18 protein-coding genes are annotated in these 24,526 nt (G+C 59.8%); 10 read left to right on the top strand and 8 right to left on the bottom strand.

Features of this window, described 5'->3' with window-relative positions:
• Positions 1–59 precede the first annotated feature (59 nt).
• The 8 genes from AC07NR_RS08145 to AC07NR_RS08180 all read left to right on the top strand — a co-directional run bounded on the left by AC07NR_RS08145 (position 60) and on the right by AC07NR_RS08180 (position 11,520).
• Entirely contained in the window at positions 60–1,928 is a 1,869-nt protein-coding gene (locus tag AC07NR_RS08145) for an extracellular solute-binding protein (protein ID WP_495078297.1), read from the top strand.
• Complete coding sequence (locus tag AC07NR_RS08150; protein WP_495078298.1) at positions 1,928–2,989, top strand: microcin C ABC transporter permease YejB; 1,062 nt, start codon at positions 1,928–1,930, stop codon at positions 2,987–2,989. The genes AC07NR_RS08145 and AC07NR_RS08150 overlap by 1 nt, the downstream gene beginning before the upstream one ends.
• Positions 2,989–4,011, top strand: a complete 1,023-nt coding sequence (locus AC07NR_RS08155) for an ABC transporter permease (protein WP_495078299.1) — start codon at positions 2,989–2,991, stop codon at positions 4,009–4,011. The genes AC07NR_RS08150 and AC07NR_RS08155 overlap by 1 nt, the downstream gene beginning before the upstream one ends.
• Before the next feature lie 13 nt (positions 4,012–4,024).
• Complete coding sequence (locus tag AC07NR_RS08160; RefSeq protein ID WP_495078300.1) at positions 4,025–5,599, top strand: ABC transporter ATP-binding protein; 1,575 nt, start codon at positions 4,025–4,027, stop codon at positions 5,597–5,599.
• 40 nt (positions 5,600–5,639) lie between these two features.
• On the top strand, positions 5,640–7,055 hold the full coding sequence (locus AC07NR_RS08165; RefSeq protein ID WP_495078301.1) for a sigma-54 interaction domain-containing protein: 1,416 nt from the start codon (positions 5,640–5,642) through the stop codon (positions 7,053–7,055).
• 273 nt (positions 7,056–7,328) lie between these two features.
• Positions 7,329–8,720 carry a GntP family permease gene (locus AC07NR_RS08170; RefSeq protein WP_248740600.1) on the top strand — a complete coding sequence of 464 codons (1,392 nt, stop codon included), beginning with the start codon at positions 7,329–7,331 and terminating at the stop codon, positions 8,718–8,720.
• Between the two features lie 7 nt (positions 8,721–8,727).
• Positions 8,728–9,501, top strand: a complete 774-nt coding sequence (hbdH, locus tag AC07NR_RS08175; RefSeq protein WP_495078302.1) for a 3-hydroxybutyrate dehydrogenase — start codon at positions 8,728–8,730, stop codon at positions 9,499–9,501.
• 63 nt (positions 9,502–9,564) lie between these two features.
• The gene (locus AC07NR_RS08180) at positions 9,565–11,520 is read left to right on the top strand and encodes an acetoacetate--CoA ligase (RefSeq protein WP_495078303.1); all 1,956 of its coding nucleotides are present in this window, start codon (positions 9,565–9,567) and stop codon (positions 11,518–11,520) included.
• A gap of 24 nt (positions 11,521–11,544) precedes the next feature.
• Here AC07NR_RS08180 and AC07NR_RS08185 read toward each other — a convergent pair whose 3' ends face one another.
• Positions 11,545–15,423 carry a hypothetical protein gene (locus tag AC07NR_RS08185; protein ID WP_305832783.1) on the bottom strand — a complete coding sequence of 1,293 codons (3,879 nt, stop codon included), beginning with the start codon at positions 15,421–15,423 and terminating at the stop codon, positions 11,545–11,547.
• A 39-nt stretch (positions 15,424–15,462) separates the two neighbouring features.
• A complete protein-coding gene (locus AC07NR_RS08190; protein ID WP_495078304.1) occupies positions 15,463–16,569 on the bottom strand; it encodes a PilT/PilU family type 4a pilus ATPase in 1,107 nt (368 codons plus the stop codon).
• Between the two features lie 127 nt (positions 16,570–16,696).
• Here AC07NR_RS08190 and AC07NR_RS08195 point away from each other — a divergent pair, with 127 nt between their 5' ends.
• Together AC07NR_RS08195 and AC07NR_RS08200 are read left to right on the top strand one after the other, a co-directional pair.
• The gene (locus tag AC07NR_RS08195; protein ID WP_495078305.1) at positions 16,697–19,234 is read left to right on the top strand and encodes a PAS domain-containing hybrid sensor histidine kinase/response regulator; all 2,538 of its coding nucleotides are present in this window, start codon (positions 16,697–16,699) and stop codon (positions 19,232–19,234) included.
• Between the two features lie 50 nt (positions 19,235–19,284).
• Positions 19,285–19,560 (top strand): peptidylprolyl isomerase, encoded by a 276-nt coding sequence (locus AC07NR_RS08200; protein ID WP_065260528.1) that lies wholly within the window; start codon positions 19,285–19,287, stop codon positions 19,558–19,560.
• Positions 19,561–19,608: 48 nt separating this feature from the next.
• Here the strand turns inward: AC07NR_RS08200 and AC07NR_RS08205 are convergent, their stop codons facing one another.
• The 6 genes from AC07NR_RS08205 to AC07NR_RS08230 all read right to left on the bottom strand — a co-directional run bounded on the left by AC07NR_RS08205 (position 19,609) and on the right by AC07NR_RS08230 (position 24,524).
• Positions 19,609–20,544 carry a sugar kinase gene (locus AC07NR_RS08205; protein ID WP_423203576.1) on the bottom strand — a complete coding sequence of 312 codons (936 nt, stop codon included), beginning with the start codon at positions 20,542–20,544 and terminating at the stop codon, positions 19,609–19,611.
• The gene (locus tag AC07NR_RS08210) at positions 20,544–21,764 is read right to left on the bottom strand and encodes an amino acid deaminase (protein ID WP_495078306.1); all 1,221 of its coding nucleotides are present in this window, start codon (positions 21,762–21,764) and stop codon (positions 20,544–20,546) included. The genes AC07NR_RS08205 and AC07NR_RS08210 overlap by 1 nt, the downstream gene beginning before the upstream one ends.
• A 39-nt stretch (positions 21,765–21,803) precedes the next feature.
• Positions 21,804–22,568 carry an IclR family transcriptional regulator gene (locus tag AC07NR_RS08215; RefSeq protein ID WP_248740732.1) on the bottom strand — a complete coding sequence of 255 codons (765 nt, stop codon included), beginning with the start codon at positions 22,566–22,568 and terminating at the stop codon, positions 21,804–21,806.
• Between the two features lie 78 nt (positions 22,569–22,646).
• Positions 22,647–23,036, bottom strand: a complete 390-nt coding sequence (locus AC07NR_RS08220; protein ID WP_007912330.1) for a RidA family protein — start codon at positions 23,034–23,036, stop codon at positions 22,647–22,649.
• 31 nt (positions 23,037–23,067) lie between these two features.
• The gene (locus AC07NR_RS08225; RefSeq protein ID WP_495078307.1) at positions 23,068–23,865 is read right to left on the bottom strand and encodes an amino acid ABC transporter ATP-binding protein; all 798 of its coding nucleotides are present in this window, start codon (positions 23,863–23,865) and stop codon (positions 23,068–23,070) included.
• Complete coding sequence (locus tag AC07NR_RS08230; protein WP_115078105.1) at positions 23,862–24,524, bottom strand: amino acid ABC transporter permease; 663 nt, start codon at positions 24,522–24,524, stop codon at positions 23,862–23,864. The genes AC07NR_RS08225 and AC07NR_RS08230 overlap by 4 nt, the downstream gene beginning before the upstream one ends.
• Positions 24,525–24,526 lie beyond the last annotated feature (2 nt).

Consider the following 24,526-nt stretch of genomic DNA (forward strand, 5'->3'; position numbering starts at 1 on the left):
AACAGCGCCGGGCTCGCGTACAAATTGCGCTTATCGATCACCCGGCTTTAAGGCTGACAATGCGACTGGCTTTCTCCTCTTTGATGTTCACTGCCGTGGCTCTGTTGATGGGCGCCGCCGGTGTGAGTGCTGCACCGCAGCATGCATTGACCGTTTACGGCGAACCGGCAAAGTATCCGGCCAATTTCAGTCACTTCGACTACACCAATCCGCAAGCGCCCAAGGGCGGAACGATGCGTCGTTCGGCGATCGAGATCGGTCACTTCGACCATGTACTGCCCTACATCGACAAAGGCATCGGCGTCACCCAGATCGACGGCCTGCTGTATTCCCCGCTGGCCCAGCGCTCGATGGACGAGCCCTACACCGTCTACGGACTGGTGGCGCAAAAGATGGAGCGTTCCGAGGACGGTCTGTCCCTGCGCTTCTTCATCAACCCCAAGGCACGCTTCGCCGACGGCAAGCCGATCACCGCCGAAGACGTGCGCTACACCTACGACCTGCTGATGACCCAGGGCAGCCTGCGCTATCGAACCCAGTTCGCCGACGTCAAAGGCGTTGAGGTGGAAGCGCCGCTGACCGTGCGCTTCGATTTCAAAAGCAATGAAAACCGCACTCTGCCACTGGATATCGCGACCCTGCCGGTGTTTCCCGAACACTGGTGGAAGACCCGCGACTTCGCCGGCGGTGGCGGCTATGAACCACCGCTGGGCAGCGGTCCGTACCGGGTCGGCAAGGTCGATTCCGGACGCAGTATCACCTTCGAGCGCAATCCCGACTGGTGGGGCAAGGACTTGCCCGTCAGTCGTGGGCTCTACAATTTCGATCACTTCAGCATCGAGTACTTCGGCGATACCGATGTCGCCCGCCAGGTGTTGCGCGGCGGCGCCTACGACTACAACCGCGAATTTTCCGCTACCGGCTATTCGATCGGCTACGACAGCCCGGCCCTGAGCGACGGGCGCCTGCAGAAGGCTCACCTGGCAACCGAAGCACCGCAATCGGCGCAAGGCTTCGTGTTCAACCTGCAAAAACCGATGTTTCAGGATCGCCGCGTACGCCAGGCCCTGGCCATGCTCTGGGATTTCGAATGGAGCAACCGGCAGATGATGCGCAACATGTACATCCGCCAGCAGAGTTACTTTTCCAACAGCGCCCTCGCCGCCCGTGAACTGCCGGACGCTGCCGAACTGAAGGTTCTTGAACCGTTGCGCGGGCAGATTCCCGACGAGGTATTCACCCAGGTCTTCGAGGCGCCGAAAACCGACGGCAGCGGGCTGATCCGCGACAAGCAGCTTCAGGCGCTCGAACTGCTGGAACAGGCCGGCTGGAAACCCGACGGAGACCAGTTGGTCAACGCGCAGGGCGAGCCGCTGAGCTTCACCTTCCTGGTCAGCCAGAACGGCATGGACCGGCTGCTGCTGCCCTACAAGCGCACGCTGAAACAGATCGGCATCAACCTCGACATCCGCCGCATCGACTCTTCGCAATACGTCAATCGCCTGATGAGCCGCGACTACGACATGATTGTCACCGGTTACCCGGTCACCACCTCACCCGGGGGCGAACTGCTCAACTACTTCGGTTCCGCGTCGGCCAACGATCCTGGCGCCAACAACTACATGGTGTTGAAAAACCCGGCGGTCGACACCTTGATCAACGGCCTGATCCGCGCCTCGACCCAGGCCGACATGCTGCACTACGCCCACGCGCTGGACCGGGTGCTGCAATGGAACTACTACTGGATTCCCAACTATTACCCGCCGGGCACCTCGACCGTGTGGTGGAACCGCTTCGGCATTCCCACCGTGCAGGCGAGCAATGACGAAGCGATCGAAAGCTGGTGGGAAATCAGCAGCACGCCGCTGACCAACCAGCAGATGACGGCCGAGAAAATCAGCCGTGGCAGACCCGGAGGGCCGCACTGATGTGGGCTTACATACTGCGGCGCCTGCTGCTGATCATCCCGACGCTGGTGATCATTCTGCTGGTCAACTTCGTGATCATCCAGGCCGCGCCGGGTGGTCCGGTGGAACAGGCCATCGCCCATCTGCAAGGGATTGGCGGCGCCAGTGTCGGTGGCGGCGCGAGCGAGACCATGAGCAGCACCTCCCGCGCCAGCCGAGGTCTCGACCCGCAACTGATCAAGGACATCGAAAAACAGTACGGTTTCGACAAGCCGGCCCATGAACGCCTGTGGCTGATGCTCAAGAACTATGCGCAGCTGGATTTCGGCAAGAGCTTCTTCCGCGGCGCCACAGTCACCGACCTGATCCTGCAAAAGATGCCGGTGACCATTTCCCTCGGGCTCTGGGCCACGCTGATCACCTATCTGGTGTCGATCCCGCTGGGCATCCGCAAAGCCGTGAACCACGGCAGTCATTTCGATATCTGGAGCAGCACGGCGATCATCATCGGTTACGCGATGCCGGCGTTCCTGTTCGCGATGTTTCTGATCGTGGTGTTCGCTGGCGGCACGTCACTGAACTGGTTCCCGGTGCGCGGGCTGGTCTCGGACAACTTCGAATCCCTGTCGACACTGGGCAAGATTGCCGACTATTTCTGGCACCTTGTTCTGCCGGTCACTGCATTGGTGATCGGTGGCTTTGCGACCCTGACCATCCTCACCAAGAACTCGTTCCTCAATGAAATCACCCGTCAGTACGTGGTCACCGCTCGCGCCAAAGGCCTGAGCGAACGCCGGGTGCTGTATGGCCATGTGTTTCGCAACGCGATGTTGCTGGTGGTGTCGGGCATTCCCCAGGCTTTCATCAGCGTGTTCTTCGCCGGCTCGCTGCTGATCGAGGTGATCTTCTCCCTCGACGGCCTCGGGCGCATGAGCTACGAAGCAGCCGTCTCCCGGGACTACCCGGTAGTGTTCGGCTCGCTGTTCATCTTCACCCTGTTCGGCCTCCTGATAAAACTGATCGGCGACCTGTGCTACACGCTGGTCGATCCGCGCATCGACTTCGCCGCGAGGAACGCCTGATGTTCAAGCTCTCGCCTCTGGGCCGTCGCCGTTTCCAACGTTTCAAGAAAAACCGCCGGGGCTGGTGGTCGTTGTGGTTGTTCATTGGTCTGTTCGTGATCAGCCTCGGTGGCGAGCTGATCGCCAACGACAAACCGCTGGTGGTCAGTTATCAGGGCCAGTGGTACTTCCCGGTATTCAAGCGCCACACCGAACAGGAGTTCGGCGGCCAACTGCCGTTTCAGGCCGATTACCGCAGCGATTACGTGCAGAACCTGATCCGCAAGGACGGTGGCTGGCTGCTGTTTCCGCCGATCCCGTTCAGTGACGACACACCGAACTACGACCTCAACAAACCGGCGCCAAGCCCACCGACGTCGGTCAACTGGCTGGGAACCGACGATCAGGCGCGGGACGTGCTGGCCCGGGTGATCTTCGGTGCGCGGGTATCGATCCTGTTCGCCCTGATGCTGACCTTCGTCAGCGCCCTGATCGGCATTGCAGCCGGCGCCCTGCAAGGCTACTACGGTGGCTGGGTCGACTTGATGGGTCAGCGTCTGCTCGAAGTCTGGTCGGGGCTGCCGGTGCTGTACCTGCTGATCATTCTTTCGGGGTTCGTCGAGCCGAACTTCTGGTGGCTGCTGGGGATCATGGCGCTGTTTTCCTGGCTGGCACTGGTGGACGTGGTGCGGGCCGAGTTCCTGCGCGGGCGCAACCTGGAATACGTCAAGGCTGCGCGTGCCCTGGGCCTGACCGACCGCAAGGTGATCTTCCGGCACATCCTCCCCAACGCAATGAATGCCACATTGAGTTACCTGCCGTTCATTCTGACCGGGGCGATTTCCACCCTGACGGCGCTGGACTTCCTGGGTTTCGGCATGCCGGCGGGCAGCGCTTCCCTGGGCGAGTTGATCGGCCAGGGCAAGCAGAACCTGCAAGCACCGTGGCTGGGTTTGACGGCGTTCTTCACCCTCGCGCTGATTCTGTCCCTGCTGGTATTCATTGGCGAAGCATTGCGCGACGCCTTTGACCCGCGCTCATGAACGGATCCTTGAAATGACTGACAACCTGATCGAAATCCGTGACCTCAGCGTCGCCTTCCATGGCCAGGCCGTGGTGCGCAATCTGTGCCTGGACATCCGCCCTGGCGAGTGCCTGGCGCTGGTGGGCGAATCGGGCTCGGGCAAATCGGTGACGGCCCACTCGATCCTGCAACTGCTCCCGGACAGCGAAGCCCGGACCACCGGCAGCATTCGCTATCGCGGCCAGGAGCTGGTCGGTGCCGATCCCAAGACCTTGCGCGACCTGCGGGGCAACCGCATCGCCATGATCTTCCAGGAGCCGATGACCTCGCTCAATCCGCTGCACACCATTGAAAAGCAGATCGGCGAGACCCTGCTCCTGCATCGGGGCATGGGTGGTAAAGAAGCGCAGAAACGCATTCTCGAACTGCTTGAACTGGTGGGCATCCAGAAGCCGAAAGAACGGCTCAAGGCTTACCCTCACCAATTGTCCGGCGGCCAGCGCCAGCGGGTCATGATCGCCATGGCCCTGGCGTGCGAACCGGAACTGTTGATCGCCGACGAACCGACTACGGCCCTCGACGTCACCGTGCAGCGCAAGATCCTGGTGCTGCTCAAATCCCTGCAGCAGCGCCTTGGCATGTCGCTGCTGCTGATCAGCCATGACCTGAATCTGGTGCGCAGCATCGCCCAACGGGTGTGCGTGATGAAGGCCGGGGAAATCGTCGAGCAGGCACCATGCGAGACCTTGTTCACTGAGCCGAAACACCCGTATAGCTGCGTGTTGCTTAATGCAGAGCCTGAGGGTGAAGCACTTCCCCGCGACGAGCGGGAGAACGTGCTGGAAGTCGAGGACTTGCGGGTCGATTTCGCAGTCGGTGGCGGGTTGTTCCAGCGCAAGCAATACCTGGGCGCCGTTGACGGCATCAGCCTGAACATCCAGCGCGGCAAGACCCTGGGTATCGTCGGCGAGTCCGGTTCGGGCAAGTCAACGCTGGGTCAGGCGATCCTGCGTCTGCTCGACTCCGAAGGAAGCATTCGCTTTCAGGGCGTGTCCCTCGACGGTCTCAACCAGAAACAGCTGCGACCGTGGCGCCGGCAGATGCAAGTGGTGTTTCAAGACCCATTTGGCAGCCTCAGCCCGCGCATGTCGGTGGCGCAAATCATCAGTGAAGGATTGGAGGTGCATTGCCAATCCACCGCCGACGAGTGCGACGACCAGGTGATCCGCGTGCTCAAGGAAGTCGGCCTCGACCCCGAAAGCCGTCATCGCTACCCCCACGAATTTTCCGGCGGCCAACGCCAACGCATCGCCATTGCCCGGGCGCTGGTGCTCAAACCGGCGCTGATCCTGCTCGACGAGCCGACGTCGGCACTGGATCGTACCGTGCAGAAACAGGTGGTCGCCCTGCTCCGCCAGCTTCAGGAAAAACACGGGCTGACGTATCTGTTCATCAGCCACGACCTGGCGGTGGTGCGGGCACTGGCCCACGACATGATCGTGATCAAGGACGGCAAAGTGGTCGAACGCGGCGCCAGTCACGACGTGTTCGACTCGCCGCAGCACCCCTATACCAAAGAGCTGTTGGCAGCGGCGCATCCGGGATAGGCATAATCGCGCCACCTGACTTCCGCCAATGGACGCCGCCATGAACACCACCGAAAGCCTCAAGGATTACCAACGGGTTCGCACCCTGGCGATCCGTTCGTTGTTCGAGATCATCGAGCAATCCAGCGAAGGCACGGTGATTGTCGACCGCGACGCGAACATCGTCTGGATGAACGAGCGCTATGCGCGGCGCTTCGGGCTCCACTCTGCGGCCGGGGCCATCGGCAAGCCCTGCGAAAGCGTGATTCCGGGCAGTCTGCTGCGTGAAGTGGTGCGCACCGGGCGGCCGATACTGCTGGACATGCAGGACACCCCGAAAGAACCGCTGGTGGTGATGCGCCTGCCGATCCATGACGATGCCGGATCGGTGATCGGCGCCATCGGCTTCGCCCTGTTCGATGAGTTGCGCACACTGTCGCCGATGCTCAAGCGCTACCTGAGCATGCAGGAGGAACTGGCCTCGACCCGTTCGCTGCTGCGCGCACGCCAGACCAAATACAACTTCGCCCACTTCATCGGCACCAGCGCCGCTAGCCTGGAGGTCAAGCGCCGTGCCCGCCGGAGTGCCAGCGCCGAGTCGCCGGTTCTGTTGCTGGGCGAAACCGGCAGCGGCAAGGAGTTGCTGGCGCAGGCGATCCACGGCGCTTCGCCTCGGGCGCACAAGGCCTTTGTCAGCATCAACAGCGCGGCGATTCCCGAAGCGTTGCTCGAAGCGGAGTTCTTCGGCACTGCGCCCGGTGCCTTCACCGGGGCCGACCGCAAGGGCCGCACCGGCAAGTTGCAGATCGCTCAGGGCGGGACATTGTTTCTCGATGAGATCGGCGACATGCCGTTGCCGCTGCAAAGCAAATTGCTGCGGGTCCTTCAGGAGAAAGAGTTCGAACCGGTCGGCTCCAACGACGTGATCCAGAGTGATGTGCGGGTGATTGCCGCCACCTCGACGGATCTGGAGGCAGCGATCAAGCGCGGCGAGTTTCGTGCGGATTTGTACTACCGGCTCAACGTGCTGCCGATTCAGGTGCCGCCGCTGCGTGAACGGCTGGATGATCTACCGGCCCTCAGTGAAGCGATTCTTGAAGAGTTGCGCAGTCAGCATGAACTCAATCGCGAGGCTCTGGAATTGCTGGGGCAGCATGCCTGGCCGGGAAACATTCGCGAGTTGCGCAACGTGCTGGAGCGTGCGGCGCTGCTCAGTGATGACTTGATGCTGACGGCGAACGACATTCGTTCTGCAATCGGTACGTTTACACCCGTTGAGCGCACGCTGCCGCCCCTGTCAGGGCCTGTAACCCATGAAACCTTCAGTCAGGCGCGGGAGCGTTTTGACCGGCAGTTGATTCAATCAACCCTCGCGCAATGCGAGGGCAAGGTGATTGAAGCGGCTGAGAGATTGGGACTTGGGCGTTCGACGCTGTACAAGAAAATGATTGCGCTGGGGATTGCGGAGTCTCAATAAAGAGACTCCATTCTCCGGACATGGACTGAATCAAAAACATCGCGGGCAAGCCCGCTCCCACAGGTATGCGCTCAACTGTGGGAGCGGGCTTGCCCGCGAAGGCGCCCGCTCAGGCACAAAAAATCTCTGAAACGAGACAAACCTCGTCCACACGCTGCATTACTCAGATTTATTTCCTTATATTTCAATATCTTAGATATCTGGCACAGTTCTCGCTAAAGCCCCTTCCTGCACCCGTTCCACCCACAAAAATAACAATCGAAGGAGCACACCATGAGTGTGATCATCGCCTTGGCAGCCCTCGCGCTGCTGATGCTCGCGGCCTACCGTGGCTACAGCGTTATCCTTTTTGCCCCGATCGCCGCCCTCGGCGCCGTCCTGCTCACCGATCCGTCCGCCGTCGCCCCTGCCTTCACCGGGGTGTTCATGGAGAAGATGGTCGGCTTCATCAAACTCTACTTTCCCGTGTTCCTGCTCGGCGCCGTGTTCGGCAAGCTGATCGAGCTGTCGGGTTTCTCGCGCTCGATTGTCGCGGCAGCGATTCGCTTGCTCGGCACCCGTCAGGCAATGCTGGTGATCGTGCTGGTCTGCGCCCTGCTCACCTACGGCGGCGTGTCGCTGTTCGTAGTGGTGTTTGCGGTGTATCCGTTCGCGGCAGAGATGTTCCGCCAGAGCAACATCCCCAAGCGCCTGATTCCGGCGACCATCGCTCTCGGCGCGTTCTCCTTCACCATGGACGCCCTGCCCGGCACGCCACAAATCCAGAACATCATCCCCAGCACCTTCTTCAACACCACCGCATGGGCAGCACCCTGGTTGGGCCTGATCGGCACGATTTTCGTGTTCTGCGCCGGCATGCTGTTCCTGCAGCGCCAGCGCAACAAGGCTCAACGCGCCGGTGAAGGCTACGGCACCGAACTGCGCAACGAACCGGAAACCGCCGAGGATCTGAAGCTGCCCAACCCATGGATTGCCCTGTCGCCGTTGCTGGCGGTGGGCATCATGAACCTGCTGTTCACCCAATGGATTCCACAGTGGTACGGCAAGACCCACAGCCTCGCTCTGCCAGGCATGGCCGCGCCGGTCACCACTGAAATCGCCAAGCTCACGGCGATCTGGGCAGTGCAAGCGGCTTTGCTGGTGGGCATCCTGATGGTGCTGGCATTTGGTTTTAAAGCGATCAAAAGCAAGCTCGCCGAGGGCAGCAAAAGCGCCGTCAGCGGCGCGTTGCTGGCGGCGATGAATACCGCGTCGGAATACGGTTTCGGTGCAGTCATCGCTTCGTTGCCGGGTTTTCTGGTGCTGGCCGACTGGCTCAAGAGCATCCCCAATCCTTTGGTCAACGAAGCGATCACCGTAACCTTGCTGGCCGGTATCACCGGCTCCGCCTCGGGCGGGATGAGCATCGCGCTGGCGGCAATGTCCGAACAATTCATCAGCGCCGCCCATGCCGCCAACATTCCGCTGGAAGTGCTGCACCGGGTGGCCGCGATGGCCAGCGGCGGCATGGACACCCTGCCGCACAACGGCGCAGTGATCACGTTGCTGGCAGTCACCGGCCTGACTCACCGTGAGGCCTACAAGGACATTTTCTGTATTACGCTGATCAAGACCCTGGCGGTTTTTGTGGTCATCGGCACTTTCTACGCCACCGGCATTGTGTGAGGTATTCATGACGACTCTTACTGGCAAGACCACACTGGTCACCGGCTCCACCAGCGGCATAGGACTGGGCATCGCGCTCACGCTGGCCAAGGCCGGCGCCAACCTGATCCTCAACGGCTTTGGCGATGCCTCGAAGGTGATCGCCGAAGTCGAGCAGTTCGGCGGCAAGGTCGGCCATCACCCGGCAGACGTCAGCGACCCGGCGCAGATCGCCGACATGATCGCCTACGCCGAGCGCGAGTTCGGCGGCGTGGACATTCTAGTCAATAACGCCGGTATCCAGCATGTCGCGGCGGTTGAAGAGTTTCCGGTGGAGCGCTGGGATTCGATCATCGCCATCAACCTGTCGTCGGTGTTTCACAGCACTCGCCTGAGCCTGCCGGGTATGCGCGCCAAAGGCTGGGGCCGGATCGTCAACATCGCCTCGGTGCACGGCCTGGTCGGATCCACCGGCAAGGCCGCTTATGTCGCGGCCAAGCATGGCGTGATCGGCCTGACCAAAGTGGTCGGTCTGGAAACCGCCGCCAGCAACGTTACTTGCAACGCTATTTGCCCGGGCTGGGTGCTGACACCACTGGTGCAGAAGCAGATCGACGATCGCGCGGCCAAAGGTGTCGACCCGCAGCAGGCGCAGCACGATCTGCTGGCCGAGAAACAGCCGTCGCTGGAGTTCGTCACGCCGGCGCATCTGGGTGAACTGGTGCTGTTTCTGTGCAGCGAGGCCGGCAGTCAGGTGCGTGGCGCCGCGTGGAATATCGATGGCGGGTGGCTCGCGCAGTAAGCTTGCAACTGATCGCTCCCACGCTGTCGTGGGAGCCTTCTGACAAACAATAAGAGGCAAACCATGTCCGACATCCTCTGGCAGCCCGATGCCAAACGCATTGCCCGGTCCCGCATGGACGGCTTTCGGCGCTTCATCATTCAGCGTCACCCTGTGCACCTCGATGACTACCCTGCCCTGCACCAATGGTCCATCGACCATCGTGAGGCCTTCTGGCAGGCGATCGTGGATTTCTTCGGTATCAGTTTTCACACCCAGCCCGACGCGGTTCTGCGCGAAGGCCTGAAGATGCCCGGTGCCGAATGGTTTCCCGGCGCTACGTTGAACTTCGCCGAACACCTGCTGAGTCGACGGGACGATGCCGTCGCTGTGATTGCCATCGCGGAAAACGGTCAGCGCGAACTCTTGACCTGGGCCGAACTGGCCCAGCATGTCGCCGGGTTCCAGGCCAGCCTGCAAGCGGCCGGTGTTGTGCTCGGCGACCGGGTTGCCGCCTGCATGCCCAACACCTGGCAAACCCTGGTGGCGATGCTCGCGACCACCAGTCTCGGCGCAATCTGGTCGTGCTCTTCGCCGGACTTCGGCACCCACGGCGTGATCGACCGTTTTGGCCAGATCGAGCCGAAAGTGCTGATCACCTGCGCCGGTTACCGCTACGCCGGCAAGGAGATCGACCAGACCGTCAAGATCAACGAAATCCTCGAGCAGCTGCCGACTTTGCAGCAGTTGATCATCGTGCCTTACGCACGCCCTCACGCCCATGCCACGGATTACCGGACACCCGCCAACGTCACGTTGTGGGACGATTTCTATGAGCCGGGTGATGAGCCGCAATTCGTCCCCGTGCCTTTCGATCATCCGCTGTACGTGCTGTATTCCAGCGGCACCACGGGCGTGCCGAAGTGCATCGTTCACAGCACCGGTGGCGTGTTGCTGCAACACGTCAAGGAGCACGGCTTGCATGTGGATTTGGGCCCCGGCGACCGGTTGTTCTACTACACCACTTGCGGCTGGATGATGTGGAACTGGCTGGTCTCGGCGCTGGCGGTCGGCAGCGCGGTGGTGCTGTACGACGGTTCACCGTTTTATCCGGACAACGAGCGAATGCTGGAGCTGCTCGATGACGAGCAGGTCAGCGTGTTCGGCACCAGTCCGAAATTCCTCGCGACCCTGGAAAGCAGCGGCATCAAGCCCCGTGAAAGCCATGACTTGAGCCACCTGAAAACCCTGCTCTGCACCGGTTCTGCGCTATCGCCGCAGAGTTACGACTTCGTCTACCGTGATTTCAAACCAGACGTCTGCCTGTCCTCGATGTCCGGCGGCACCGACATCGTGTCCTGCTTCGTCAATGGCAACCCGATGTCGGCCGTACGCCGGGGCGAAATCATGGGCAAGAGCCTGGCCATGGCGGTCGAAGTGTGGAACGACGCCGGGCAACCGGTGATCGGCGAAAAAGGTGAATTGGTGTGTACCCGGCCGTTCCCCGCCATGCCCATCGGGCTCTGGAACGATCCCGATGGCGAGAAGTTGCGCAAATCCTATTTCAACCAGTTCCCCGGTGTCTGGGCCCAGGGTGACTATGCCGAACAGTTGCCTCATGGCGGGATGCTGATTCACGGGCGCTCCGACGCCGTGCTCAACCCCGGTGGCGTGCGTATCGGTACGGCGGAAATTTACCGTCAGGTGGAAAAAATCCCCGAGGTGCTGGACAGCGTCGCCATCGGCCAGCAATGGCAGGACGACGTGCGCGTGGTGCTGTTCGTGCGCCTCAAGGATGGCGTAACGCTGGATGACGCGCTGCAACAGCAGATCCGCCAAGTGATCCGCGCCAACACCACACCGCGCCATGTACCGGCGAAAATCGTCGCGGCCACAGACATTCCGCGCACCATCAGTGGCAAAGTGGTGGAGCTGGCCGTGCGCAATGTGGTGCATGGCGAGCCAGTCAAAAACACTGATGCATTGGCCAATCCTGAAGCGCTGAAGCAATTTCGGGATCGGCCGGAGCTGAATCACTGAGATCTGTTCCGCCCCAGAGGCAGATTACGCAGGTCGATTCAGGGTCAACAGTACCGGCTCGATGACCGCGCCGGTGCCAACACTCTTAAGGTATTGCTCAAGAATGTAGAGGTTGCGCTTATGTTCGGCGTTGTGGGTGTAGTACTGATCGAGCAAAGAAACCACCAGCGCCAGCGAATCGGCATTCTCAATGGCCTTGGCAGCCGGATGGTATTGCGTCTCGGAGTTACGCTCAGCCAACGGGTGTTTGCCGTTGGCCAGATTCAGCAGCGGTGTCACATTCAATACCTGGTTGCCTGACCCTGGTTGTGCCACGTCGCTGGCATAGCTGACATCCTCCGTCTGCGCCGCACCATGAAGCATTTCGTGAATCAGGTCATCCGCGACCACGTCATGATTGTAGTTGTGGCCAATGAAATGAGCATTCAGATTACGTGTGTGGATTTTCATGAACATCAACTTCGATCTCTCACTGGCGCTGGCCGCAACCCATTGCCGATAGAGTCCGGGATCGAAAGAAGCGATATTTCCGTTGTCCTTATGAGGGTCAAGGGCCATGTTGCTCAGGGAAAAGCCGTTGAAATCGGTACGGATCAACTTCAGGTACTTCAACACCCGGTCAGTGGCATCTGACCGGTTGCCACCCAGAAACGCTTTAAAGATAGACTCAAGTTCTTTGCTGAAGTCATGGTCGCTGAGCGCCTTGATCGCGTTCTCTATCTTGGCCTTGGCACGTGGCAAACTTTTCTGGATCACCGCACGGGTGTAACTGACCGGTAGTGTTTTATGGAAACGGTCTCCTCTGAAGGGCGCGACAAAGTTGAAATGATTCAACTTTGGCCCCCAGGGTTTACCGCTACGGCTAAGGGCATACCAGTAAAAGTCCTCACGCGCGGCCAGCACCGTCATCGTTTCTACGCTGGTTGCTTTTGGTCGCCAGATCCCCTTCCCGGCTAAAGCGCCTCGGCCTGCCGAGACTGCAGTTTTCCGGGCTCCTCCGATATGCCTCATCTGAGACTGGGCCAGCGCGATAATTTCGTGCGCCTGTTGACTCAAACGCATGCCCCCCTTGTAAACCAGCTTGCCACTACCGCGAAGGATGGAGGGCAGATCGTCCAGTGGATTGAAGATTGAAACCCCTGTGCCGATGATCAGCTTGGCGAGATATCCCAACTTGACGGACATGCTGGTAGCCTTCGCCGAAATCGATGCAGCCGAAAAAGCGAAACCGGCAACGGCCCCCACCAATGCGATGGCATCCATGGCACAACCATAGACTCCGTCCACCAGCCGATTGAACTCTCCGGAACTCAGGTCTTCCACGCACTTTTTGAATGGCACGGCGAGATCCACGATGTAGGTCGCGACGGCGTTACCTTGCGCTCGCTCCTTTTCAAGCGCCGTAGGCACGATTGCGGCTTCTTTCAACTGTTCGAATGTCATCAGGGGATGACGGGATACGATCATCGCCGAGATTTGCTCAATCCTGGGATCAGAGAAATTCTGGTATTCACTTTTTTTCGGGGTGGCAGGTGTGGCCGGCGCAGGCAATACAATCAACTTTTCAATGATCGCTTCGCTGCTGGTCACCCGAAAATCGTTCGCTACACCCTCGATGTAACACTTGCGGTTGATTGGCAGACGTTCCTTGGGAGTGGGTGATTCTTCAGCTTTCAAGTCCCCCCTGAAATCCACCCGTGCCGGCGCCTTGAGCTTCCCGCTTTGAACGATGAATTTGCCCAAATGATCATTGCGATGGATTTCGCCGCGCAAGGTGAACAGCTCATAGCAGTCGAGTTTGCCGCCATGAGAGGCACACATGACAATGCCGAAGCGCCCTGTGACCGCATCTTTATTCGCTTGACTCTCCCAGGTTGCCCTGTGGGCTTGCCCCTCTCCTAAAGGGATGGTTCGGGTCATTACCGCTGAATCACGCACGGTAAAAAACGTCAGCTCACCGCGCAGTACCTCTTGCAGATCGAAATAGGACAACCTCGACATCGCCAATTTGAGCGTGGTGGCCAGTGCTGCGTTCAACCCGCTCAAATAACCACGTAACTGTCGATGAAACTCGACATCGTTGTCTGTCATTCTCAGTAATCGCGGAAAGCGAAGGTAAAGACTTTCGACCTTTGGATCGTATAAGGCCGGCCACCCGCTTCCGGAGATCTGGCCCAACAGATCAGGCTTCTTGCTATCGGGAAAAACGGCACGAAAATCCCATTCCTGTTTCTTCAGGTCGCCAGACACATGCAAATCGATCATGGACATTTTTGTGGGCGAAGAGTAAAGCCCCGGTCGCTGATCAAGCACTGGTTTGTGCAGAAAATCACAATCTGGCGCCGCTCTTTCCAGTGCTGCCTGGGCGATAGCTTTACGATCAGGCATTGGTGTGGAAAAGGCGACGCTGACCTGCGAGAAATTCGCCACATAACTTTGATAGGCAACAACTGCTCGTTGTGTGGTTGCGCTTTCGGATTGACGCAGTTCAACGTCGGTGATGACGCCATTGATCAGTGCCCAGTCAACGATCGGATCGATCAATGCCAGCGCGTGTACATCAGCCAGTGCCTTGCTGACGGGTTCCAGCTCTGCATAGGCCATGATCTGTTCGTAAGTCATCATCCGGGCCGCGCCCCGGGAGACCGCTTCGACCAAAGCCACGCCACGACAGTAGGTAACCCATTCAAGCGAACCTAACGTCAGGGAGGTGGGAACTTGTCTGACAATGAATTCAGGGGCGATCTGTGCCAGACACAAGTGGATGGCCAGCGGTGCCGCATCGTGACTGACCCATTTGTTTACGACCATATGATCGCGCAATCCTTCCAGAACAATTGCCAGAGGTCTGCCAAGGTAACTTGGCGAATACATCTCAAAGGATCCGACGGCCTTTCTATTTAACGCTTTACCGATGAAAGGGTTTATATCGAGCAACATGGCAGTCACCAATAGTTGCCCCGGCACTTCCTGCCCGGCAGGTTCACTGAACCAGTCAAGTTGCCGCAGACAATCTCGAGCCCATTCTTGAGAGTTCGTGTGTTCGATTACTTTTTTCAACAGCGTGGCGGCATTGTCGTGCAGGGCAATGCCGGATTTACTCTCGTGTAACAGATGATCCAGCAGCCTGGTGTTTTTTGGAAGTTTCCGGAGCATGAGCTGCCTGATAGCCGCGCATTGCTCACTGGACAATACAATCAATGCGTCATCGTCCGCTGCAAGCTGCGTCCAATAATTACCAAGCCCGTCGACTTCCGGAAATCGAAACTCGAAACAGCTTATTAGGTTTTTAAGCTCACCTATACTTTTCGGCACGTCGAAGCCATGAAATGTCAGCCATTGTTCAACGAGGATGACTCTGTCTTTCCAAATATACCCGCCTGCCTCTTTGGCGATCTCCACCAGGATCGCCAGTGTGTCCTGGCCAGACTGGAAATGATTGAAATAACCCAACTCGACAAAATCGATCCAGCCGATATCGCTCAATACTTCCAGCTTGCCGGATTCGTTAACACGAATTTGTGCATCGGGTTTAATAGCCTGCTGGCTCATGACACTTTGTAACGGGAGGCTTTCCACCAATTCCGTCAACAACGCACTACCTGGCGCGTAAATATCATCCAGTGAAGAATTCCTCTCCAGTTCTACCTCATAGCCCCAACCGAGTATCTGTTCGTTACCCCTGTGTTGCGTCACGCATTCCTTCAATTCGGAAATTACTTGCTCACGCTCCCTCGCATCTGCGGCACCACGCCGTTTCTCATCATTTTCCGGCACATACTTATCGGACTTTCGCACATCGAAACTCATGTTTTTTCTCTCAATAGATATCAATGCCTGTTTGGCCGGAGCGATAGTACGTTCAACAAAGAAACTTTCCAGCCGATATCTATTAATCAACATTTCATGCTCAGATCATTACCACCAGAAAAAGCGCCAACACTAATCAACCAATCCCCACTCCCCTGTTGCAGCCCCTGTAGTGCCCTGCTGAAACTCTAGTTTAAATCGCAACTTCAAATTATTAATTGAATCCGCATGTTTAAGTGCTTCCTGCACACTGATAACGCCTTCTACAACCAACTTGTAAAGTCCATCATCGAACGTCTGCATACCCAGTTCGCCGGATTTTTCCATGTTGTCTTTCAATGCGCCCAACTCGTTTCGCCGGATAAGGTCGCCGATGGTTGGCGTCCCTAGCATGACCTCAACGGCAGCTCGACGCTGTCCATCAATGGTGCGTACAAGACGTTGCGAGACAAAGGCTTTCAAATGGTTTCCCAGTGCATGCAACAGTTGCGGCCGGCGCTCTTCGGGAAAGAAATTGATGATCCGGTCCAACGCCTGATTGGCGTTGTTGGCGTGTAACGTCGACAGCACCAGATGCCCGGTTTCGGCAAATGACAACGCCTGCTCCATGGTCTCGCGATCACGGATCTCGCCAATCAGCACCACATCCGGCGCCTGACGCAAGGTGTTCTTCAGCGCTGCATGGAAACTGCGGGTGTCGACACCCACCTCACGCTGGTTGATGATCGAACGTTGATGTCGATGGATATACTCGATCGGGTCTTCGACCGTGACAATATGTCCGCTGCTGTGGCGATTGCGATGGTCGATCAGCGCTGCCAGTGAAGTGGATTTACCCGAGTCGGTGGCGCCGACGAACAGGATCAGCCCCTGTTTGAGCATGACCGTTTCCAGCAGCACGGGCGGTAACTTGAGGTCTTCGAAGCGCGGGATGTCGAGCTTGACGTTGCGGATCACGATCGACACGTCATTGCGCTGTTTAAAGATGTTGACCCGAAAGCGGCCGATCCCGGTGCGGGAGATTGCCAGGTTCATTTCCAGCTCCCGGTCGAACTCCCGGCGCTGCTCGGCGTCCATCAGGGACGCGGCGACAGTTGCCACCTCACCGGGCTTGAACGGTTGTTCGCCCAGAGGCGTCAGCACCCCGTCAAACCGCGCACTCGGCGGTGCGCCCGTGGACAGGAACAGATCCGAGCCGTGTCGGCTCGCCAGTTGTTTGAGCAGTGCGTCGATTTCCATGGCCAGTAACACCCGCGAAGCTTTCAATGAACACAAGACCGTGCGTCGTGACGCGACGGGCCTTTCAGCGTCTACCGCACTAGGATAGTAGACGCCGCCTCACCGACCGACGCTCAGGACTGATGTGATGAACGCTGTACCGAACACCAACGACGCCCAGGCATTGATCGCCCGAACCGACTGGAGCCGCAGCCCGCTCGGCAGCGCCGGCACCTGGCCGCAGAGCCTGCGCACCGCGGTGGACATTGTGATTCACTCGCCGATGCCGATGCTGCTGTTGTGGGGTCCGCAGCTCACCCAGATCTACAACAACGGCTTCGCGGTACTGGCCGGCAACAAGCATCCACACGCTTTCGGACAGCCGGCGCACCAGATATGGCCTGAACTTCGAGACTTTACCGACCCGATTTACAGCGCCGTCCTACAAGGTCAGGTGCGAACCTACAGCGAGCGACGCTTCACCCTGCAACGGGACGGCAAGGAGTCCGACTTCTGGCTGGACCTGACTTACAGCCCGATTCGCGACGAAAGTGCGCAAGTGGCCGGCATTCTGGTCACTGCTATCGAAACCAACGAACGCCGACGTATCGCCCTGGAACTCAAGCAGCGTTCCGAAGAAAGCCTCAAGGCGCAAAAACAGACCGAGGAGCGCCTGCAACTGGCGCTGGCGGCTACCGACGCGGTTGGCACCTGGGATTGGGACATCGGTCAGGACCGTTTCATCGCCGATGCGCACTTCGCCCAGTTGCACGGGATCGACCCGGCGTTGGCCAGCCAGTTGCCGATCAGTGAATACCTGCACGGCGTGCACCCGGAAGACCGCGCGCTGATCGCCCGCAGCATCAAGCACTGCATCACCCATGGCACCGAATACGCCGAGGAATACCGTCTGTTGCAGGCCAATGGCGACGTGCGCTGGGTCTTCGCTCGCGGGCGTTGTTACAAGGATCATCACGGGCGGCCGATGCGCTTTCTCGGCGCGGCGCTGGACCTGACCGAGCGCAAGCACACCGAGCAGGCCCTGCGCCAAAGCCAGACCGAGCTGCAACTGATCATCAACGCGATGCCGATCCTGATCAGCTACGTTGACCGCGAAGAGCGTTTTCGCCTGAACAACGCCGCGTACCTGGACTGGTACGGGCTGACCCCGCAGGAGCTTTACGGTCGCACGATCCGCGAAGTGATCGGCGAAGAGTCCTACTTTCTGCGCGCCCCGTACATCGCCGAAGCTCTGGCTGGCCGCCCTTGTTCGTTCAGCCTTTACACCCCCCATCGCGATGGCAGCCAGCGCCATGCCCTGATGAACTACCTGCCACGCCACGGCCCGGACGGCGCGGTGAACGGTTTCTACATCTTCGTGATCGACGAGACCGAACGCAAAAAGACCGAAGAAGCCCTGCGCAACCTCAATGAAACCCTTGAGGAACGCGTGAGTGCGCGCACCGAGCAACTGGCCCAGGCCAACCAGCGCCTGCAGAACGAAATGTTCGAACGCGAACGCGCCGAAGACGCACTGCGCCACGCGCAGAAAATGGAAGCGGTCGGCCAGCTCACCGGCGGCATCGCCCATGACTTCAACAACATGTTGACCGGGATCATCGGCAGCCTCGACCTGATGCAACGCTACATCGCCAGTGGCCGCGCCGATGAGATCGGCCGGTTCACCGACGCGGCCGTGTCATCGGCCAATCGCGCCGCGGCGTTGACCCACCGCTTGCTGGCGTTTTCCCGCCGCCAGTCGCTGGATCGCAAGACTCTTAACGTCAATGAACTGATCCATTCGCTGGAAGACCTGATCCGCCGCACCAAAGGCGACCCGATCGAACTGACTTTGCGCCTGGCCGACAACGTCTGGCCCGTCAGCACCGATGTCAGCCAGCTGGAAAACGCCCTGCTCAACCTGGTGATCAACGCCCGCGACGCCATGCCGGACGGCGGCGAGCTGTTGATCGAAACGGGCAACGTTTATCTCGACGGTAACGACATCACCACCCTCGAGCCGGTCAAGGCCGGTGATTACCTGATGCTGGCCGTAAGCGACAACGGCACCGGCATGACGCCCTCCGTGCGCTCGAAAGCCTTCGATCCGTTCTTCACCACCAAACCGATCGGCCAGGGCACCGGACTCGGATTGTCGATGATTTATGGTTTTGCCCAGCAATCCGGCGGGCACGTCAGCCTCGACAGCCTGCCGGGCCAGGGTACCTGCGTGCGCCTGTACCTGCCTCGCCTGCATTCTCTGGTGGCGGAGCCGGCGGTGATTGAAACGGCGACGCAGACACCCGCCGTCGCGACCGGCGAAACCGTGGTGGTGGTCGAGGACGATCCGGCGGTGCGCATGCTGGTCATGGACTTGCTCAAGGAACTGGGCTATCGCGCCCACGAGGCCGAAGACGCCAAGGGTGCCCTGCCGTTGCTGGAATCCGACCTGCGTGTCGACCTGCTGGTGACCGACGTCGGTCTGCCGGGCATGAACGGCCGGCAACTGGCGGAAATCGCCCGCCAGCACCGTCCGGGGCTCAAAGTGTTGTTCATGACCGGTTACGCGCAGAAAGCCGCCGAACGCCAGGGTTTCCTGGAGGACGGCATGGACATGGTGGCCAAGCCGTTCTCCATTGATCTTCTGGCTGGCAAGATCCGTACGATGATCAGCCAAAACCCGTGACTTGAGGCATAATCCGCGCCCCGCCGTCACCCCGCTACAGGTATTGCACGATGAAAGCCCAAGCCCGCCACATTCTGGTCAAGACTGCCGATGAGGCTGAAAAACTCAAACAACGCATCGCCAACGGTGAAGCGTTCGATGTGCTGGCGAAGAAGTTTTCGACCTGCCCGTCCGGCAAACGCGGCGGCGATCTGGGTGAAGTGCGACCGGGACAGATGGTCGGCGCCATCGACGCGGTGATCTTCAAGAAACCGCTGCGCACGGTGCACGGGCCGATCAAGAGCAAATTCGGCTATCACCTGGTGCAGGTGTTTTTCCGCGACTGATCCAGTTCCCCGAAGGCGCAGCTTCGGCAGCGCCTTCGGGGATCGGACTCACTCCTTGGGGATCAGTGCTCCAGGCACTTGAATCACCCGACTCGCCAACCGATGCCCCGCCTCCGCCGCCTGCGCAGGGCTTGCGCCCGACAAGCGACTTGCCAGATACGCCGCACTGAACGAATCCCCCGCCGCCGTGGTGTCCACCACCTTCTCGACCTTCTGTGCCGGCACTTCGAACGCTTCCCCGTCGCAACGGATCAGACAGGCTTCGGCGCCGCGCTTGAGCACTACCTCCGGCGTGCCGATCTGCGCGTACGCCTCAAACACAGCGTCACAGTCTTCGAAATGGAACAGCGCCTGCTCGTCGTCCACCGTCAGCAACGCCAGATCGACATGGGGCAAGACGCTGCGATACGCCGCTCGCGCCTCTTCTACCGAGGCCCACAGCCGTGGCCGGTAATTGTTGTCGAAGACGATTCGCGCATCGCGCTGGCGGGCTTCAATCAAGGTCTCGATCAGTTTCTCCCGCCCCTTCACGCCGAGCACCGCCAGCGTGATACCACTGAAATACAGCACGTCGTAATCCGGCAGCGCTGCCAGAATTGGCGCGGCCGCCGGGGTCGTGAAACAGTCGCGAACGGCCGCCTCGTTGCGCCAGTACAGAAAGCGCCGCTCCCCGGCAGCATCAGTCTGGATGCAATACAGACCCGGCAAACGACCGGGCAAGCGCTGGACCAGATCCAGGCCGATGTTCTCAGCGGCCCAACTGCGGCACATGGCGTCACTGAAGCTGTCGTCGCCCAGCGCAGTAACGTAGTCCACCTGCGCCTTGTCGCCCATGGCGCGGGACAGATAGACAGCCGTGTTCAGCGTGTCGCCGCCGAAACTCTGTTGCAGGCTGCCGTCGGCACGCTGCTGAAGCTCGATCATGCATTCGCCGATCAGGGCGATGCGCGGGGTGTTCGGCCCCAATGGGGTGAGCGTGTTCATCAGAAACAGGTTTCCATGGTTTCGATCACCGACAACTGCTCGTCCACCAGCAACCCCACGCGCCACTTGTCGAAGGTCAGGCATGGGTGCGAAGTGCCGAAGGAAATGATGTCGCCGACGCGCAATTCCACGCCCGGCGCCACGGTCATGAATGCGTGCTGGTCCATCACCGCCGTCACCTTGCAGGCACCGACATCATCGCCCACCGCTGGCACCACGCCGGCCTTGTAACGCAGCAACGGCACCGGCATCCCGGCATCGAACGCCACGTCACGCTTGCCCAAGGCAATCACGGCAAAGCCCGGCTCCGGCATCGATTGCACATGAGCCCAGACTTCCAGTGCTGGACGCAGGCCTTCGTGCAGATCGCTGCGACGGTCGAGTACACAGCACTGCGCCTCTTTGTAGATGCCATGGTCATGGGCCACATAACTGCCGGGGCGCAACACGCTGAGGAAACGCCCGCCAGCGTTTTGCGCTTCGAACGATTCGGCGATCAAGTCGTACCAGGCCGAACCCGACGCGGTGATGATCGGTTTGGCGATGGCGAACGCGCCGCTGTCCTGCAACTGCACTGCCAGACGCACCAGCGAGGCCGCGAACTCACGGATGCCGCTGACGGCGTGATCGCCATGGATCACGCCTTCGTAACCTTCGATACCGGTCAGGGCCAGCGCCGGTTGCGCACCGATAGCCTTGGCCAGTTCGATGACTTCCTGCTCAGTCCGGCAACCGCAACGACCGCCGACCACACCGTATTCGATCATCACGTTCAGGCGCACACCGCGTGACGCGAAGTAAGCGCCCAGATCGGCGACGTTGTCCGGGTGATCGACCATGCAATAGAAATCGAAGCCCGAATCGGCCGCCAGCAGATCGGCAATCAACGCCATGTTCGGCGTGCCGACCAGTTGATTGGCCATCAACACCCGACGCACGCCGTGGGCGTAAGCGGCACGGGTCTGGGTGGCACTGGCCAGGGTGATGCCCCAGGCGCCGGCGTCGAGCTGACGGCGAAACAATGCCGGGGTCATGCTGGTCTTGCCGTGGGGCGCGAGTTCGGCGCCACTGTCGCTGACAAACTTTTGCATCCAGCGGATGTTGTGCTCCAGCGCTTCGCGGTGCAGCACCAGCGCCGGCAGGCTGATGTCACGCACCAGTTGCGCGCCAATGGCGGCATCACCCTTTTCCACGGCAGCAGTGTTGTTGGCAGTCGTCATGGTCGTACTCCTCACGGTCGCGTCCGCTGGCGGGCGCAGTTATTCGTTGATACGCCGGGCGAGGCTGTTGGCGCTCTCGATCAGAACCCGGCGATAGTCGTTGTAGTTGGTCTTGGCATCCGCGCGCGGTGCGACGATGCACAGGGTACAGATGGCCACGCCACTCGGATCTTTGACCGGCGCGGCGAAGCAATGGGTAAAGGTGTCGGCGACACTGTCGAACGAGAAGAAACCGTCGATGCCGGCCTGACGGATTTCCTTGAGAAACGTCTCCATCGGCAGGCGTTCGCCATCCGGCAGGATGAAGTCGTCGGGGTCGATCAGGTCGCTGATCGCCTGGTCACTCAAATGCGCCAGCAGCAAACGTCCGGACGCGGTCCACGGGATCGGCGCGTTTTCGCCGATATCGGAAGAAATGCGGAAATGCCGCTCGCCCTCTTTCATCAGCGCCACCGTGTATTTGCGCCCGTTGAGCAGGCACATCTGCGCGGTTTCCCGGGTCTGGCTGACAATCTCCTGCAAGGCGTGATCGGCCTCGCGACTGAGGTCGAAGTGCCGCAGATGCGCCTGGCCAAGGAAGTACAGCTGACGACCGAGATAGACGTGACCGTCCTTGCCCACCGGCTCGAGAATCCGCCGTTCGAGCAACGACGCCACCAGTTCGTAGACCGTGGATTTCGGGCTGCCGATACCGTTGGCGATGTCGTTCGGACGCAGTGGCTGGCCGATTTCCTTGAGGAAATCGAGGATATCGAACGCCCGGTCCAGACCGCGTGCCCGGCGTTTGATGGTGTCTTCGGTCATTTCAGTGGTTCCCATTCAAAGTGCCGGGAGTTTATCGCGAAAGATCGCTCCCACGCTCTGCGCGGGAGCGGCCAATGCTCAGGCCTTTTTCTTGTACGCAATGCAGTCGATCTCGACCTTGCAGTCGACCATCATGCTCGCCTGCACACAGGCCCGGGCCGGTGCGTGTTCGGGCTTGAAGTACTCGCCGAAGACCTTGTTGAAACTGCTGAAATCCCGCGGATCGTCCAGCCATACGCCGGCGCGTACCACGTCTTCCAGGCCATAACCGGCTTCTTCGAGAATCGCGATCAGGTTCTTCATGGTCTGGTGAGTCTGTTCGACGATGCCGCCCACGATGATCTCGCCATCCACCGCCGGCACCTGACCGGAAACGTGCAGCCAGCCATCGGCCTCGACTGCGCGGGCGAATGGACGTGGCTGGCCGCCAGCGGCGGTGCTGCCGGTGCCGTAACGCGTAATGCTCATGGATGTGTCTCCTGATTGAAAAAGTGAAAGGTCAGAACCGCGTGCTTTTGAGAAATTCCGCCAGCCGCGGCGATTGCGGACGCTCGAACAGTTCCTTGGGAGGCCCCTGCTCTTCGATGCGTCCCTGATTCATGAAAACGATCTTGTCCGAGACCTCGAAGGCAAAACGCATTTCGTGGGTCACCAGCAACATGGTCATGCCGTCCTCGGCCAGGCCCTTGATCACGTTCAGCACTTCACCGACCAGTTCCGGGTCGAGGGCCGAGGTGACTTCGTCGAACAGCATCAGGCTCGGGTTCATCGCAATCGCCCGGGCAATCGCCACGCGCTGTTGCTGACCGCCGGACAACTGGCCGGGAAAGTGATTGCGCCGCTCCAGCAGGCCGACCCGTTCCAGCCATTTCTCGGCCAGGACCACGGCTTCGTCCTTGTGCATTTTTTTCACCTTGAGCAAACCCAAGGTGACGTTCTGCAAGGCAGTGAGGTGCGGAAACAGGTTGAACTGCTGAAACGCCATACCGGTCATCGCCCGATGGCGGGCGATGACTTTTTCCGGGTGACGCAAGCGTTTGCCGTTGAGTTCGTCATAACCGATGGATTCGCCGTCGAGCAGGATCTGCCCGCCCTGGAACTCTTCCAGCATGTTCACGCAGCGCAGCAGCGTGGTCTTGCCCGAACCGCTGGAGCCGATCAGTGTCACCACGTTGCCGCGCTGCATGCTCAGGTCGACACCCTTGAGCACTTCGACCGCGCCGTATTGTTTGTGCAGGCCACGGATGTCCAGCAGGGGCTGGCCGTTCTGGACGTTGGAAACTTGAGCTTGAGTCATGGCAGGGCCACCCGCTTTTCAATGTGCCGGCCGAGTAATTCGATGCCGTAGTTGATGACGAAGAACAGAAAACCGGCGAACAGATAAAACTCCAGGGTCATGAACGTCCGGGCGATGATCTGCTGGGTGCTGAGCAACAGCTCGGCCACGCCGATCACCGACAGCAAAGTCGAAGCCTTGACGATTTCCGTGGACGAGTTGACCCAGGTCGGCAGGATCTGCCGCAGCGCCTGAGGCAACAGCACGTAACCGAGGGACTGATAGAACGTCAGGCCAATGGCCTTGCTGGCTTCCATCTGTCCGCGCGGCAAGGCCTGCAACGCGCCGCGCACGATCTCGGCCACGTGGGAGCCGCAAAACAGCGTCAGCCCGAGTGCGCCGGCCTGAAACGCGCTGATCTGCCAACCGAGCGCCGGTGCCATGTAGAAGCACGCCAGCACCAGCACGAACACCGGGGTGCCGCGAATCAGGTCGACATAAAAACGGAACGGCGCGCGCATCCAGAACTTGCCGTAAGTCAGCACCAGCCCGGCAAACACACCGATAATCGTGCCGAACAGAATCGCCAGCGCCGACACCTGCACACTGGTCAGAAAGCCTTGCCACAAGGCTTCGCGGGCAATCCACAATTCATGCAACCAGCTGGGGGATTCGTACATCG

Source organism: Pseudomonas sp. GW821-FHT09C09, from assembly GCF_059418105.1.